General features: G+C 69.4%; 14 protein-coding genes and 5 tRNA genes. 13 read left to right on the top strand and 6 right to left on the bottom strand.

The window, feature by feature from the left end:
* Nucleotides 1–302 precede the first annotated feature (302 nt).
* On the top strand, nucleotides 303–2006 hold the full coding sequence (locus JJL56_RS00090; RefSeq protein WP_200483759.1) for a methyl-accepting chemotaxis protein: 1704 nt from the start codon (nucleotides 303–305) through the stop codon (nucleotides 2004–2006).
* Nucleotides 2007–2238: 232 nt separating this feature from the next.
* Here the strand turns inward: JJL56_RS00090 and JJL56_RS00085 are convergent, their stop codons facing one another.
* On the bottom strand, nucleotides 2239–2415 hold the full coding sequence (locus JJL56_RS00085; protein WP_040134614.1) for a YqaE/Pmp3 family membrane protein: 177 nt from the start codon (nucleotides 2413–2415) through the stop codon (nucleotides 2239–2241).
* A gap of 52 nt (nucleotides 2416–2467) precedes the next feature.
* The gene (locus JJL56_RS00080) at nucleotides 2468–5248 is read right to left on the bottom strand and encodes a carbohydrate-binding domain-containing protein (protein ID WP_200483758.1); all 2781 of its coding nucleotides are present in this window, start codon (nucleotides 5246–5248) and stop codon (nucleotides 2468–2470) included.
* 236 nt (nucleotides 5249–5484) lie between these two features.
* Here JJL56_RS00080 and JJL56_RS00075 point away from each other — a divergent pair, with 236 nt between their 5' ends.
* Nucleotides 5485–5964 carry an RT0821/Lpp0805 family surface protein gene (locus tag JJL56_RS00075; RefSeq protein ID WP_145627320.1) on the top strand — a complete coding sequence of 160 codons (480 nt, stop codon included), beginning with the start codon at nucleotides 5485–5487 and terminating at the stop codon, nucleotides 5962–5964.
* A gap of 73 nt (nucleotides 5965–6037) precedes the next feature.
* Here the strand turns inward: JJL56_RS00075 and JJL56_RS00070 are convergent, their stop codons facing one another.
* The gene (locus tag JJL56_RS00070; RefSeq protein ID WP_345772525.1) at nucleotides 6038–7357 is read right to left on the bottom strand and encodes a class I SAM-dependent methyltransferase; all 1320 of its coding nucleotides are present in this window, start codon (nucleotides 7355–7357) and stop codon (nucleotides 6038–6040) included.
* Between the two features lie 177 nt (nucleotides 7358–7534).
* Between JJL56_RS00070 and JJL56_RS00065 the strand changes: the two genes are divergently transcribed.
* The 9 genes from JJL56_RS00065 to JJL56_RS00025 all read left to right on the top strand — a co-directional run bounded on the left by JJL56_RS00065 (nucleotide 7535) and on the right by JJL56_RS00025 (nucleotide 10439).
* Nucleotides 7535–7609: transfer RNA gene (locus JJL56_RS00065), tRNA-Thr, on the top strand.
* Nucleotide 7610: 1 nt separating this feature from the next.
* A tRNA-Ala gene (locus tag JJL56_RS00060) sits at nucleotides 7611–7686 on the top strand.
* 99 nt (nucleotides 7687–7785) lie between these two features.
* Nucleotides 7786–7862 (top strand) — tRNA-Asp (locus tag JJL56_RS00055).
* A gap of 36 nt (nucleotides 7863–7898) precedes the next feature.
* Nucleotides 7899–7973: transfer RNA gene (locus tag JJL56_RS00050), tRNA-Val, on the top strand.
* Between the two features lies 1 nt (nucleotide 7974).
* Nucleotides 7975–8048 (top strand) — tRNA-Gln (locus JJL56_RS00045).
* Nucleotides 8049–8196: 148 nt separating this feature from the next.
* Nucleotides 8197–8406, top strand: coding sequence for a hypothetical protein (locus JJL56_RS00040; protein ID WP_145629739.1), 210 nt, complete (start codon nucleotides 8197–8199; stop codon nucleotides 8404–8406).
* Between the two features lie 68 nt (nucleotides 8407–8474).
* Nucleotides 8475–8960: a hypothetical protein gene (locus JJL56_RS00035; RefSeq protein WP_200484344.1), complete on the top strand. Its 486-nt coding sequence runs from the start codon at nucleotides 8475–8477 to the stop codon at nucleotides 8958–8960.
* Nucleotides 8961–9080: 120 nt separating this feature from the next.
* Nucleotides 9081–9422, top strand: coding sequence for a Gas vesicle protein V (locus tag JJL56_RS00030; protein WP_145629740.1), 342 nt, complete (start codon nucleotides 9081–9083; stop codon nucleotides 9420–9422).
* A gap of 252 nt (nucleotides 9423–9674) precedes the next feature.
* Nucleotides 9675–10439 (top strand): Crp/Fnr family transcriptional regulator, encoded by a 765-nt coding sequence (locus tag JJL56_RS00025; protein WP_145629741.1) that lies wholly within the window; start codon nucleotides 9675–9677, stop codon nucleotides 10437–10439.
* Nucleotides 10440–10458: 19 nt separating this feature from the next.
* On the opposite strand, the gene JJL56_RS00020 is transcribed toward JJL56_RS00025, so the two are convergent.
* Nucleotides 10459–10959, bottom strand: a complete 501-nt coding sequence (locus JJL56_RS00020; protein WP_145629742.1) for a hypothetical protein — start codon at nucleotides 10957–10959, stop codon at nucleotides 10459–10461.
* 140 nt (nucleotides 10960–11099) lie between these two features.
* Here JJL56_RS00020 and JJL56_RS33595 point away from each other — a divergent pair, with 140 nt between their 5' ends.
* The gene (locus JJL56_RS33595; protein WP_257792917.1) at nucleotides 11100–11228 is read left to right on the top strand and encodes a hypothetical protein; all 129 of its coding nucleotides are present in this window, start codon (nucleotides 11100–11102) and stop codon (nucleotides 11226–11228) included.
* A 7-nt stretch (nucleotides 11229–11235) separates the two neighbouring features.
* Here JJL56_RS33595 and JJL56_RS32860 read toward each other — a convergent pair whose 3' ends face one another.
* Nucleotides 11236–11685, bottom strand: coding sequence for a hypothetical protein (locus JJL56_RS32860; protein ID WP_247889694.1), 450 nt, complete (start codon nucleotides 11683–11685; stop codon nucleotides 11236–11238).
* A 113-nt stretch (nucleotides 11686–11798) separates the two neighbouring features.
* On the opposite strand from JJL56_RS32860, the gene JJL56_RS00010 reads away from it, so the two are divergent.
* Nucleotides 11799–14030: a helicase-related protein gene (locus JJL56_RS00010; RefSeq protein ID WP_200483756.1), complete on the top strand. Its 2232-nt coding sequence runs from the start codon at nucleotides 11799–11801 to the stop codon at nucleotides 14028–14030.
* Between the two features lie 7 nt (nucleotides 14031–14037).
* On the opposite strand, the gene JJL56_RS32855 is transcribed toward JJL56_RS00010, so the two are convergent.
* Nucleotides 14038–14166: 4Fe-4S dicluster domain-containing protein (locus tag JJL56_RS32855; RefSeq protein WP_247890923.1), on the bottom strand; the 129-nt coding region annotated here is incomplete at its 5' end.

Here is a 14166-nt window from a genome sequence, read left to right as displayed (position 1 = left end):
GCGACGCGCCGAGCGGCAACAGGGCGAGCAGCAGCTTGAGCATGGGTCCAGCCATCGGGGTCTCGCAAGGGGGGGCTTCAAACGCGCGCGACTTTAGCCGGACGGCGGGCAATTATCTGTGACAAATCCCTCAACCCAGCCATCCCCTCCCGCGTCCTGAAAAATTTTCCTTTTGATCCAATCTCTCGGCAAATCCGTATCAACTCTTTGGTGCTATCGTCGGTTCCGCCGCAGGACGGGCTATCGGCAACCGGCGGCATCCAACGAGTCTTCGACGACACGGACCGGCGGGAGTGTGGACAATGAATTGGTTCCGAAACGCCAAGGTCGGCCTTCGGCTGATGCTGAGCTTCTCCAGCATCCTGGTGCTGATGGTCGCCCTGGCGGCCATCGCCATCTACAAGGTCAACAGCATCAACGACAGCCTTTCCACCATCAACGACGTCAACAACGTCAAGCAGCGCTACGCCATCAACTTCCGCGGCAGCGTGCATGACCGGGCGATCAGCCTGCGCGACGTCACGCTCCTCTCCGACGACGCCGCGCTCAAGGCCGAACTCGCCACCATCGACCGGCTGGCCGCCGATTACGCGCGCTCGGCCGAGCAGTTGGACCGCATGTTCGCCGTCGGCACCCACATCAGCACCAAGGAGCGCGAGATCCTCGCCTCCATCAAACAGACGGAGGCCAAGACCCTGCCGCTGGCCCGCGGCGTCATCGAGGCGCGCCAAGCCGGCGACACCGCCCGCGCCGTCAAGATCCTGGTCGAGCAGGCCCGCCCCGGCTTCACCGAGTGGCTGGCCCGCATCAACGCCTTCATCGACCTTCAGGAAGCCGAGAGCCAAGCGGTGGCGAAGCACGCCCGGACGGTGTCCGAGAGCTTCCAGGTTCTGATGATCTCGCTGTGCGCGGTGACCGTCCTGCTCGGCGCCGGACTCGCCTGGTGGTCGATCCTGACGGTGCGGCCGCTGCGCCGCTTGACCGACACGACGCTGAAGCTGGCCGAGGGCGACCTGACCATCGCGGTGCCGCAGGCGACCAGCCGCGACGAGGTCGGCGAGATCATCCGCGCCGTCCAGGTCTTCAAGGATAACATGGTCCGCGCCCGCCGCATGGAGTCGGAGAAGGAGGAGACGGAACGCCGCGCCGAGGCCGAGAAGCGCGAGGCGATGAACGGGCTGGCCGACCAGTTCGAGCGCAGCGTCGGCTCCATCGTCGAGCTGGTGTCCCACGCCGCCGCCGAGTTGGAGGGCGCCGCCCAGACGCTGAACGCCACCATGGAGCGGGCCAACGATCAGGCCGGCACCGTCGCCGCCGCGGCGACCCAGGCGACCGCCAACGTGGAATCGGTGGCGGCGGCCTGCGGGCAGCTCGCCGGGTCGGTCAGCAGCATCGGCCAGCAGGTCCGCCAGTCCGCCGACATCGCCAACCGCGCCGTCCGCAACGCCGAGGACACCCAGGCGACCGCGGAAGGTCTGGTCAGCACGTCGCAGAAGATCGGGGAGGTGGTGCAGCTCATCAACTCGATCGCCCAGCAGACCAACCTGCTGGCGCTGAACGCGACCATCGAGGCGGCCCGCGCGGGCGAGGCCGGCAAGGGCTTCGCGGTGGTGGCGAGCGAGGTGAAGAATCTCGCCAACCAGACCGCCAAGGCGACGGAGGATATCACCGCCCAGATCGCCGGGGTTCAGGACGTGACCCTGCGCACCGTGCAGTCGATCCGGGAAATCGCCCAGGTCATCGGCGAGAGCAGCCAGATCGCCGACGACATCGCCCAGGCGGTCGAGCAGCAGGGCATCGCCACCCAGGAGATTGCCCGCAACGTCCAGCAGGCCTCGGCGGGCACCGCGGAGGTGTCGGGGGCCATCGTACAGGTCAGCGGCGCCGCCTCGCAGGGCGGGACCGCGGCGGGCCGCGTGCTGGGCAGCGCCCAGGAATTGAGCCGCTCCGCCGCCCGCCTGCGGACGGAGGTCAGCGGCTTCCTCGCGAAGGTCCGCGCGGCTTAACGAGGCGATTTATTCCCTCTCCCCTCCGGGGAGAGGGTTAGGGTGAGGGGGTTGCGCTTGTGCCGGACGTACCGCCATGCGCAACCCCCTCACCGGCTCTCAGCGGATGCCAGAGGCATTCGCCTGCCGCCGTGAGCGCTGGCCTTCGGCCAGCGCGAGAGGCCCTACGGGCCACCCCCTCCCCGGAGGGGAGAGGGCTAGAATGGGCCCAAGACAGGAAGCTCCCCCGGCCTCACGCCGGGGAGCGGTCCTTGTACTTCACGATGACGTACAGCGCGTGAATCATGCCCGGAATGTAGCCGAGCAGGGTCAGCAGCACGTTGATCCAGAACTGGGCGCCGAACCCCACCTGGAGGAAGACGCCGACGGGCGGCAGCAGAAGCGCCAGGATGATGCGTATGATGTCCATGCCGCGATAACGCTCCCGCCCCGCCCCCGGTTCCCTTCGCCGTTCGCGATCCTCAGCCCAGCAGGCCGATCTGGTCGAAGGGCAGATGGTCGAACCCATGCTGGTACACCGCCGAGCCGGCGGCCGGCGCGAAGTTGTCGTGCGCGGCGTCGGTGAACTGCGGGTCGACGGTGAAGGACCCCTTGTCGTAGCCGGCGGCCTGCCACTGCGCCAGCGTGCCGATGGCGCCGCTCGCCATCACCTGCGGCCAGACCTGGAACAACGCCTCGTTGGGGTCGAGGCCGGCGTAGAAGTTGCCGGTGAAGGTCCCCGCCGTCTTCGGCCCGTCGATGGCGACCGCGCGGCCGTCCCCGGCGTCCACGATGTTCTGGGTGATGGTGTTGTTCGCCATCGGCGTGCCCTTCCAGCCGCCCCAGCCGACGCTCTGCTGCAGGCCGATCTGGGTGCCCAGATTGTCGGCCAGGATGTTGTCGGTGACCGTGTTGTTCCAGCCGCCGTGCAGGAAGATGCCGCCGACGTTGTCGTGGACGACGTTGCCCTTCACCGTGGTGCCGCTGGTCCAGTCGTCCAGATAGATGCCCCAGCTCACCAGCTTCGTCGGGTCGAGGAAGGTGGGGGAGACCTTGCCGTCCCAGGTCACGTTGCCGAAGGCGGTGGTGCCCGACACCTCGTTGTAGGCCACCGTGTGGCCGGCCAGATCCTGCTGGCGGTTGATCAGGTAGATGCCGCCGCCGTCGCTGGTCTCCTGGTTGGCGCCGACGATTTTGTTGTGGGTGATAGTCGCCCGGTAGGTGGCGTCACCCGATGCCTGGACGGAGCCGACCGCGATGGCCTTGCCCGGCGTGTCCTCGATCTGGTTGTGGGTGATGGCGACGTCGTTGCTGCCGTTCACCCACAGCGCGTCGCCGCCGTGGTCGACGGCGCTGGCGTGCTGGATCAGGTTGTCCGACACCTTGGTGAAGTTGGAACCCGCCTTGACGTAGACGGCCTCCCGCCCGGTCTCGGCGAAATGGTTGCCGGAGACGGTGCTGTTGGCGCTGCCCTCCACCGTGATGCCGTAGCCGGTGTTGGTGACGGTGTTGTTCTTGAAGGTCAGGCCGGCGGCGTTGTTGGCATAGACCGCGTGCCCGTCCGGCGCGCCGTCGGTCAGGGTCAGCCCCTCGATCGTCACGTTCTTGGCACCGCCCAGCCCGATCAGAACGGGAAGCTGTGCGGCGACGACCTTGTGCCCGGCGACCGCCCCGCCCTCCGGCTTGAAAAGCACCTGGTTGGACGCCTTGTCGAAGAACCACTCCCGCGCGGTGTCGAGCTGATCCTTGCCGTTGAACAGGTAGAAGCGGCTGCCGGCGCCGAGCGCGTCGTAGGTGCCCTGGGCCAGCGTGATGGTGTTGCTGCCGTAGTCGATGCTCTTCACCGGCACGGTCATGTTGTCGTATCCGTGCTGGCTGAAGACGCTGACCATCAGCCCGTCGGTGCTCGAATAGGTCGGGATCGCCCCCGCCTTGAAGCCGAACTGGGTGGAGGCGTTGGCCCCGGCCTTGGTGGCGATCAGCCAGCCGCCGTCGATGGGGTGGCTGGGGTCGGCGTTGGGTGTGCGGGCCACCGTCTGCCGATCGCCGTCCATCGACAGGTCGAGCACCGCCTTGGACCCGCCGGGAAGCTGCGCGCTGTAGAGGCCGTTGCCGCGCGACACCCAGTTGTCAACCAGCGAGCCGCCGTGGAAGACCGGCTTCTCGCTGCCGTAGGCGGCGAAGCGGACCCCGCTGTCCTGGCCGTCCAGCCAGAGCATGTCCTTCATGTAGTAGTCGCCGCCGCGGACGTAGGTCACGTCGATGTTCGGGTCGGCGCGCATGGCGTCGCGAGCGGCGGTCAGAGTCGCCTTCGGCCCGTCGGTGCCGTTGGCGTTGGGAGCGGCCAGCTTGCCCGACCAGCTGTCCTTGCCGTTGGTCGCCACGAAGATCGCCGGCCCGGTCGGGGCGGGGGACGGCGTGGGGGTCGGCGTCGGCGTGGCCGTACCGGTGGCGAAGAAGCTCTTGTCGGCGTCCACCACCAGCGTGCCGTTCCACCACATCCCGGACTGGCCCTTGACCACGTCCTTCCCGTCCAAGGCACCCTTGTCGTAGGTGACGATGCTGTCGGTGGCGGAGACGGACTTGCCGTTGATCGTGACCTTGTTGACGATCAGTGAGCGGTCCTGCCCGTTCACCACGGCGTCGTTGTCATACTGGATCTGCACCTTGTGCGCCTGGTCCGGCGCCACGTTGGCGGTGAAGCTGTAGTCCTTGGCCGCGGTGCCGACCGTGCCCTCCCCCACCTTCTTGCCGTCAACCATCAGGTTGAAATGCGCGTTGGTGCCGCCCGCCGAGATACCCTGCGCGTTCACCACGAAGGTCGAGGTTCCGGCAACCGGCGCCGCCGGGGCGGCGGGGAAGTCGGAGGCCGGGGTGTCCACCACCAGCGTGCCGTTCCACCACATCCCGGACTGGCCCTTGACCACGTCCTTGCCGTCGAGCGCGCCCTTGTCGTAGGTGACGTTGGCGTCGGTCGGCTTGTGGGTCTTGCCGTTGATGGAGACCCCGCTGACGATCAGCGAGCGGTCCTGGCCGTTCACCACGGCGTCGTTGTCGTATTGGATCTGCACCTTGTGCGCCTGCGCCGCGGTGACCGGCACCGTAAAGCTGTAGGCGGTCGGGCTGGTGGCGTTCACGGTTGCCTGGCCCACCTCGACGCCGTCGATCAACAGGCGGAAATGCGGCCAGATGCCTCCGGCGGACTGCCCATAGGCACTCACGACAATCTTGGCGTCGGTCTTGCCCGTGGTGGTCGAAGCCATTGGATGGTTCCCTCGCTCTTATGCTCAACGGCGGCGAGCATGGCGGGGCCGGCCAGACATTTGTGCGCCATTTTGATAACAGGCGACGGACACCGGGTCCGTGCTTCTATCCGCCGCCGCCTATGACGGGAGAGGCGGTTGAACGGGAGTGATACGCACCAAAGCGCAGGCTCCCCCGGATTAAAGCGAAGCCTTACGTGTTGATGGCTTATACGGAACCAAGAGGCAGAGACCCCATGAAGAAGATCGCTGTTACCGCCCTTGTCGCCCTGTCGCTGACCGCCTGTGCCCAAAGCGGCGGCGGCAGCGGCTTGGGGACCAAGCAGACGGTCGGCGCGCTTGGCGGCGCGGCGGCTGGCGGCGTGATCGGTTCGCAGTTCGGCGGCGGCACCGGCAAGCTCATCACCACCGGTGTGGGCACGCTGCTCGGCGCCTATCTCGGCAGCGAGCTTGGCCAGTCGCTCGACCGCGCGGACGAGGGCTACGCCCAGCGCGCCGCCACCCAGGCCTATGCGGCGCCGATGGGCTCGACCATCCAGTGGAACAACCCGGAATCGGGCAACCGCGGCACCATCACCCCGATCCGCGACGGCCGCGACAACTCCGGCAACTACTGCCGCGAGTACCAGCAGACCGTCTATGTCGGCGGCAAGGCCGAGCGGGCCAACGGCACCGCCTGCCAGCAGCCGGACGGCAGCTGGCGCATCGTGTCCTAACACCCGGCACGCCCCCTGCCCCGGCCGCCGTTCCTGCTCTCGCGCGGAAACGACGGCCGGGGCGGGAGCCCCGTCACGACACCGGAAGCGCGGTCAGCCGGATCGCCACTTGCTTGGTGTGCGGGCTGACGGCGATGATCTCCCATGCCGCACCAGACTCGGCGGCATATTCCATGAAGGCGCGGTACTCGTCCTCGCGCCAGGTCCGGTTCCCGATGAACTCGTCGAAGACCAGAACCGTCCCCGCCCGGAAGCGCGACGCCAGGGCGGTCAGCACCGTCCGCGCCGACGAGTAGATGTCGCTGTCCACATTGACGAAGCGCACCGCGCCGTCATGGGCCGTCAGGAAGGGCGGCAGCGTGTCCTCGAACCAGCCCGCGTGCAGCACCGCGTTGTCGCGCACCGGCGGCAGGCTCTTGCCCGTGCTGAGCACGCCGCGCGGCGCGTTCACCCAGCCCTCCGGCAGCCCTTCGAACGAATCGAAGCCGTGCACGGTCTGCCCGGCCACCGCGGCGATCTGGTTCAGCGACGTGCCGCGGCGCACGCCGAATTCCAGCACCAAACCGGGCACCCAGGCCCTCTCCAGCGCGAAACGCAGCAGGTCCGCCCCCACACCGAACAACCGCGCGTCCGGGGCGAGGTGCGGACGAATCGCCGTCACCGCCTCCACCAGGGCCAAGCGCTTCGGCTGACCGGCCAGCTTCTCGCCGTACAGCGCCTCGGCCTCCGCGTCGCGGCCCAGCAGCAGCAGATAGGCGCACAGGAAGCCCCAGTATTTGCCCGCCGCCCCCGGACAGTCCGCGGCCCGGCGCAGGCGGCGCAGCGCGTCCTCCACCCCGTTCAGGCCCAGTGCCGCGGCATGGCTGCCGAACCACGCGGCGGCGTGTTCCGGATCGTCGGCCAGCCGCTCGTCGAAGACGGCCAGCGCGCCCGCCGCGTCGCCGAGATGGGCGAGACTGACCGCCCGCTCATAGAGGATGTCCGCCGACCGGTTTCCGGCGGTCAGCGCCTCTCCGGTCACCTCCAGCACTTCTTCATAGAGGGCGTCGCGGCGGTAGGCGCCGGCCAGCGCCTCGCGGAGGCCGGGATAGGCGGGATCGGCCGCCGCGACCCGCTCCAGCCACCGCACGGCCTGCAAGCGGTCTCCGCCAGCCAGCACGGCCTGGGCCAGATGATAGAGGGTTTCCGAGTGCCCCGGCTCGCGCGTCAGGGCACGGCGCAGCGCGGCGGTGGCGGCGGTGGCGTCGCGGCGGCCCAGAGCGGCCATGCCGGTCAGCCGGTCGCGCTCGGCGGACCCGGCAGAGTCAGCCGCGGTGTCCCGCAGCAGGCGCACCGCCTGCCGGTAATGCCGCGCCGCGATCAGGCGGCGCGCTTCGGTCAGAACCTCATCCACGGGGAAAACCTGTCGGTCGGGCATGGTCGGAATGGGGCACAGATGCCCCGCGTCAGCGGCGGGATGCAAGTGCCGCCTGCGGCCCTTGGCGGGGTGAAAAGAAAGAAATGCCCCCTTCGATATTTTTCCCTTTGACAGGGGGCCGCCTGGATTGCTATTCACCCGCTCCCGCCGGACGCTGCCGTAGCTCAGTGGTAGAGCACTCCCTTGGTAAGGGAGAGGTCGAGAGTTCAATCCTCTCTGGCAGCACCATGGGGCCGTAGCTCAGATGGGAGAGCGCCTCGTTCGCAATGAGGAGGTCAGGGGTTCGATCCCCCTCGGCTCCACCAACTTCTTCGGCGGTTGGTTGGTTGACTTGAGTAAGTTGGGTAAGGTTGAATTTAGTGCTTGCTTCGGCGGTCTTTGTTCTTTAGAAGGTCGCCTACGACGCGGGTGTAGCTCAGTTGGTTAGAGCGCCGGCCTGTCACGCCGGAGGCCGCGGGTTCAAGTCCCGTCACTCGCGCCACGTTTCTTGTGGTTAGGTTTAGGTATCTCGCGGTTTGGTCCTGTAGCTCAGCGGGAGAGCACTACGTTGACATCGTAGGGGTCACTGGTTCAATCCCAGTCGGGACCACCATTGGGGGATCGTCTAGCGGTAGGACTCCAGACTCTGACTCTGGCTACCTAGGTTCGAATCCTAGTCCCCCAACCAAACCACCTACTCTTCCTCCTCCACCCACACATCGCCTGATCGTCGCGGCTCGCCGCCCCATTCCGATGCCTCTTTTTGTTGCTCGTCCGTTGACGGCAACCTGAGGTAAGGTTTCGTTAACGAAACTCGGGATGCGGGAGTTGGAACCATGCTGCGACTGGGCACGAAGGTCCGGCATCATGGGCAGGACGCCATGGTGATCGCGCGGACCTTGGGTGGGCATCCATCCTATGATTTGCGGCTGGCCGACGGCAGCATCGTGAAGTACGCCCGGGAGGCGGACTGCGAGGCCATGCCGTCCGATGGCGGTTTCCGGCCGGCTGTCGGCACGGGTTCGGCGGAAGGCCGCCCCGGCTGAGTTTCCAGGTCAGAACGCCGCGAAACAGCGCCGTTGCCGAATCCCCTCCACCCGCGCAATATCGCGCGATGGAACGGCTGGAAGACAATGGCGGCTGCCCACGGCAGCGCTGGCGGGTGATCGAAGGTGGCGGGGCCCCGGTCGAGGTGTCCGGCACGCCCCGGGATGGCGGCGCGCTCCCGGACGGCGCCGCGGAGGCCACGGCGCGCCCGGTGCCTGAGGATTATGGGCTGACTCGGGAGGATTTGCGAATCTGGTACGCGCCGGGCCGTGTCGGGGTCCTGCTCGCCCTGGCGGCCACGCTGGGGATGGCGGGGATGCAGGCCTACGACGCCGGGCGGCTGTCCGATCCCTGGATCTTGGGCGCCCTGCCCGGCCTGCTCTACGGCACGCTGATCGGCGGATTCGCCGGAATGGGGCTGATGGTGCTGGTCCACTGGTGCGACCCGCTGGTCGGCATGGCCTGGCCGACCTACGCGCGGCTGCGTCGATACCGCGACGCGCTGGCCACCGCGGTCGCCGCCGAGCGAAGCGTCAATGAACGGATGCCCTGACCGCCGGACACCGATCGCCGCCGCTGCCACCAGCGGTGGAAATGCAGGGCCTATCCCATTCGAACGATGGTGCAGCGGCGCGCCGACCCAATCTGCTTAAGAGCAGACAGGAGGAACGCAGTGAACCGATTCGACGAAAAAGTCTATCGCGTGACGAAGCGCCGGGACGGGCCGAGCCTTCAGGAACAGAAGAGCCAGTTGCTCCGCCTGAAGCAGGATCTCGAACAGTTCAAGTCCCGTCAGGCGGGCGCCGCGGTCGTCGGCAGCCTGCAGGCGCGCATCCGCGAGCTGGAATCCTCGCTGTCCCGCGCCGAGGCGGCGCGGGTGACGGACCGCGATGCCCGCCGCCCCCGCGGCGACGAGGAGGATGCGGAGTCCGGCACCATGCCGATGCCGGAGGACACCATGCGCGCCACCTCCAGCCGCTTCCCGCCGCGCGGACGGCCCGGTCGGACCTTCTGAGCCGCAGAGACGTCACCCCCCACGGCCCGGACCATCCTCCGGGCCGTCGCCTTGTCTGGCTGCCCCGTAGCTTGGGCGTTTCCATGGCCGGGCGATCCGGGGTCCGGTTGATCCAGATCAGGGCGGGTCCTGGTCGAACTTCATACCTTTGGCTCGGTTCCAGGACCTTAGTCTGATTTTGGCCTGGACCGGACGTCCGAATCGAGCGCGCCGTTGACGGCGCCGAAGCGAGACAGACCAGGGGTACAAGACATGACCTTCTCCGTCGCCACCATTGCCGCCGAAGCCGTTGCCCCGCCGCCGATTCCCGCCCCGCAGCCGCGGACGGCGGAGGCGGTGACCGGTCGTTGCGCCGGCTGCTCGGCACGGAGCAAGGGCCTGTGCGGCGCCTTGACCGCCGGGGACCTTCCCGACCTGTCAACGACGTCCCGTCCGCTGGACCTGCTGTCGGCGACCCCGGTGGTGATGGAGGGGGAGGAGGCCGATGCCGTCTTCACCGTCATGTCGGGCATGCTGAAGCTCTACAAGACCCTGCCGGACGGTCGGCAGCAGATCACCGGATTCGCCACCGCGGGCGACGTGATCGGGCTGGCGGTGGGCACGGGCTACGCCTACACCGCGGAGACGGTCACCGCCTCCACCGTCTGCCGCATGTCGCGAACGGCGCTGCGCCGCCTGATGGAGCGGCACCCGGCGGTGCAGGGGCGGCTGCTCGCCATGACCTCGGTCGAGCTGTCGGCGGCGCAGGACCAGATCCTGCTGCTCGGCTGCAAGACGGCGGTGGAGCGGGTGTCCAGCTTCCTCCTCGCCCTGTCGCGGCGGTCGCGGCCCCTAGCGGACGGCACGCCCAGCGTCTTCCTTCCCATGCCGAAGGTGGACATCGGCGCCTATCTCGGCCTGCGCCCCGAAACGCTGTCGCGCGTCCTGCGCAAGCTGGAGGGCGCCGGGGCGATCACCCGCCTGACCAACGACCGCATCCGCATCGAGGACCCGGCGGTGCTCGAAGCCGCCGCCTGATCCCCCGCTCCATTCCGTTTCAGGCCCGGCCCGCCACCGGATAGCCCTCGCCGCCGAACCCCGCCGCCACGTCCTTCACGAAGGCCTGCCCGACCCGGCGATAGCCCAGCCGGGTGAACAGGCCCGCAGCGTCGAGCTTCGGCGCGGTCGCCGCGACGACGCAGCCGCGCTCGTCCACCACCACCGACGAGCAGCCCAGCTTACGCGCCAGCAGGTCGATGCCGTCGGCCTGCGCCGCCGAGGTCACCGCCGCGTCGAACAGCCCCACCGCGATGAAGATCGGCACCGTCAGCACGCGGATCATTCCTTCGGCACTGACGCGGTAGCAGAACAGGCCGCGGATGTGGCCGTCGCTCATCTCGCAGGCCATCACCCCGCCGTCGCCGCCGGACTGCAGGAAGAGGGAGGCCACCTCCCGCCACTCGTCCAGGGTCATGTTGCGGTGCAGGGTCTGGACGACGGGCAGCGCCTGATCGGCCTGGGTCTTGGCAAGCGGGGCGAGGATGAAGCTTCTGGGCATGGGCGGGCGATCCTTTCGCGGGCATTCTCCCCGATGCCCCGGTCCGTCGCTTTGATTTTGGTCATGCGCCGCGCCGGTGGAGCGATTGCGCAGAGGCGGTGTTTCCACAGGACAGCCCACCCCATCATCGGAAACCGGACATGAGCCCCTACCCGCCGCCCCGCCAGGAACCCGACGTGCCGATCCCCATGCCGCCGCCGCCCGACGCCCCGCCGGACGAGCCGGTGGAGGCCCCGCCCATGCCCGGCGAGCCGCAGGAACCCGTGTAGCGGACCATCAGGGCTTGCGGCGGTAGAGCGCCATCGCGCGCTCCAGAATGCCCGGCGCCGAATAGTCACCGAGGAACAGGTCGCCCAGCGCGCGGCGCATCCGCGCCCGGATGCGGGAACGGATGGCGTTGCGCAACGCTTCCTCCTGCATGTGGCAGCGGCGGCAGAGATTCTTCGGGCGGGCCTCCGGGTTGCCGGAGGGGCGGACCGGGCGGACGACGACCTGCACGTCGCGGGTCTCGGCATACTCCACCACGTCGGGCCAGGCCGCCCGCCGCCCGCGCCCGTCGCGCCAGGTCTGGTCGGCGGCGTCGTACCAACGCCCGTCCGGCAGGCAGCGCACGACGGCGCCGCCGGGCCGCCCGCAGCAGCGGCAGCGGTTCTCCCCGCTGGCGCCCTTGCGGGCGGCCGGATCGAGGTCGGGTCGGAGAATCTTTGCGCGGAGCGGTCTGGTCATGGCTTGATGCCTGCCTCGGGGCCGGGACTGCCCCTGCGGGACGTGGCTCATGACATGGATGGGCTCGGATCGCCAGTGCGAATTTGTGAAAAGTTCTCCAGAGACCGCGCCCTATGGACATGACCTCCCCCGACACTTCCGGCGCCGACGAGTCCGCCGACCCGCATCTGGTGCACGAGCTGGCCAGCGCCCACCCCGACGTGGTGACCGCCGCCGCCGCGGGCGTGGCGCGGGTGGCCCATGGCGAGGGGCTGGGTCTGGTGCCGCTCGGCCTGCCGTTGCCCAAGGGCAAGCGCGACCTGCTGGTCCCGGCGGAGCGCCGCGAGGCGGTGCTTCTGGAAATCCAGGGGACGCTCGACCGCGCGCGGCGGCGCAACGCCCTGCTCTCCCAGGGGCGACGCGCGCTGGAGGGCTGGTCGACCAGCCTGCACCCGGCGGACGACCGCACGCGGGTCAGGGCGGTGCGCAGCGAGGACCTGCCCTGGCCCGGCCTGCCCGCCCCGGTGCGGCTCCAGGTGTCACGCGCGCTCGACGCCATGGAACTGGCCGACCTGACGGACGACGATCTGGCCCTGCGGCTGGAGGGCGACCCGGCGCTGGCCACCGCGCTGGAGGACGCGCTGTCGCGCACCGCCGCCCGGCTGCACCGCTACGCTGGGGAGACGGACGGAACGGAGGACAGCTGGACCTTCGCCTCGCTGGCCGACCGGCTGTCCCGCGCCGCCCGCAACCGCCATGGCGTGGACGAGTTGCTGGAGCGCTGGGACCGCGAGTTCGCCGTGTGGCGGCGCGAGCGGGCGGAGGCGCGCGGCCGCGCCTATGTGGACCGGCATTTCGACCTCGCCCGCTTCGAGAAGCTGTTCCCGGTGGCCCGCGGGCTGGGGCGGCGGCTGGTCCTGGTGGTCGGCCCGACCAACTCCGGCAAGACCCACCACGCCATCGAGGCGCTGAGGGGCGCCTGGGACGGCATCTATCTGGCGCCGCTGCGCCTGCTGGCGCTGGAGGTGATGGAGCGGCTGAACGCAGAGGGCACACCCGCCTCCCTGCTGACCGGCGAGGAGGCGATCACGACGCCCGGCGCCCGCCACACCGCCTCGACCATCGAGGTGATGGACCCCGACCGCCCGGTGGAGGTGGCGGTGATCGACGAGATCCAGATGCTCGCCGATCCCGACCGCGGCTGGGCCTGGACGGCGGCGCTGATGGGCGCGCCGGCGGACACCGTCTACATCCTGGGCGCCCCGGAGGCCCGTCCGCTGGTCGAGCGGGTGGCGGCCCATCTCGGCGAGCGGCTGGAGGTGATCGAACTGGAGCGCAAGGTGCCGCTGACCCTGATCGACCGCCGCCTGAACTGGGAGGAGGTGGAGCCCGGCGACGCGCTGATCGCCTTCTCCCGACGGGAAATCCATTCCGTGCGCGACACGCTGCGCGCCAAGGGCCTGTCGGTCGCCGCGGTCTACGGCGCGCTGGCCCCGGAGGTGCGGCGGCGGGAGGCGGCGCGCTTCCTGTCCGGCGAGGCCGACGTGGTGGTGGCGACCGACGCCATCGGCATGGGGCTGAACCTGCCCTGCCGCCGCGTGCTGTTCACCGCGCTGGAGAAGTTCGACGGGACCAGCGTCCGCCCGCTGACCGCGACGGAGGTCAAGCAGATCGCCGGCCGTGCCGGGCGCTTCGGCAAATTCGAGTCGGGGGAGTTCGGCGTGGTCGGCCGCGGCACGCCGCAGGCCCTGCGCACTCTGTTGGAGAAGGCGGACGGACGGCTGCGGGCCGACGCCCCGCTGACCGTGCGGCCGACCCGCGCCATGCTGGCCCGTCTGGCCGGGCATATCGGGACGGAGGAGACGGTCCTGCTGCTCGACTGCTTCGCCGACGCCCGCACGGCTGGGTCGCCCTACCGGGTGGGCGACTTGTCGGGGATGCGGCGGCTGGCGGTGATGTTGGACGAGCGGCGGCTGAGCCTGCCCGCCAAGCTGGACCTGCTGCTGATCCCCGCCGACCTGGAGGACGAGGCCGAGGCACGCATCCTCGCCGCCATCCTCGGCGCCGTGGAGGCCGGGGAGCCGTCACCGCTCGGGCGCTTCGTCCCGGCGCGGCTCGACGGGCTGGACGGGGCGGCGCTGGAGGGGTTGTCGCGGGCCTGCGACCTCTATTACTGGGCGGCGCGCAAGTTCCCGTCCCTGTTCCCGGAACGGGAGGCTGTGCGCAGCCGCCGCGGCGAGGTCAGCCGGCGTCTGGCCGATCTGCTCGCCACGCGCGGGGCGCGGTCCGCCGGGCAGCGGCGCGAGCCGCCGCCCAAGGCCGGTTTCCGCGGCGCCCCGCGCAAGCGCTTCGGACCGCGACGGTAGAGCGGGCTTACATCCCACCGGGATAGTTCGGGCCGCCGCCGCCCTCGGGGACGACCCAGTTGATGTTCTGGGTGGGGTCCTTGATGTCGCAGGTCTTGCAGTGCACGCAGTTCTGCGCGTTGATCTGCAGGCGCGG

Source organism: Azospirillum aestuarii, from assembly GCF_016632405.1.
In the GTDB taxonomy this organism is placed as follows: domain Bacteria; phylum Pseudomonadota; class Alphaproteobacteria; order Azospirillales; family Azospirillaceae; genus Azospirillum; species Azospirillum aestuarii.
Note: the sequence above shows the minus strand (reverse complement) of the source record. Positions and strands in the feature narration are given on the sequence as shown.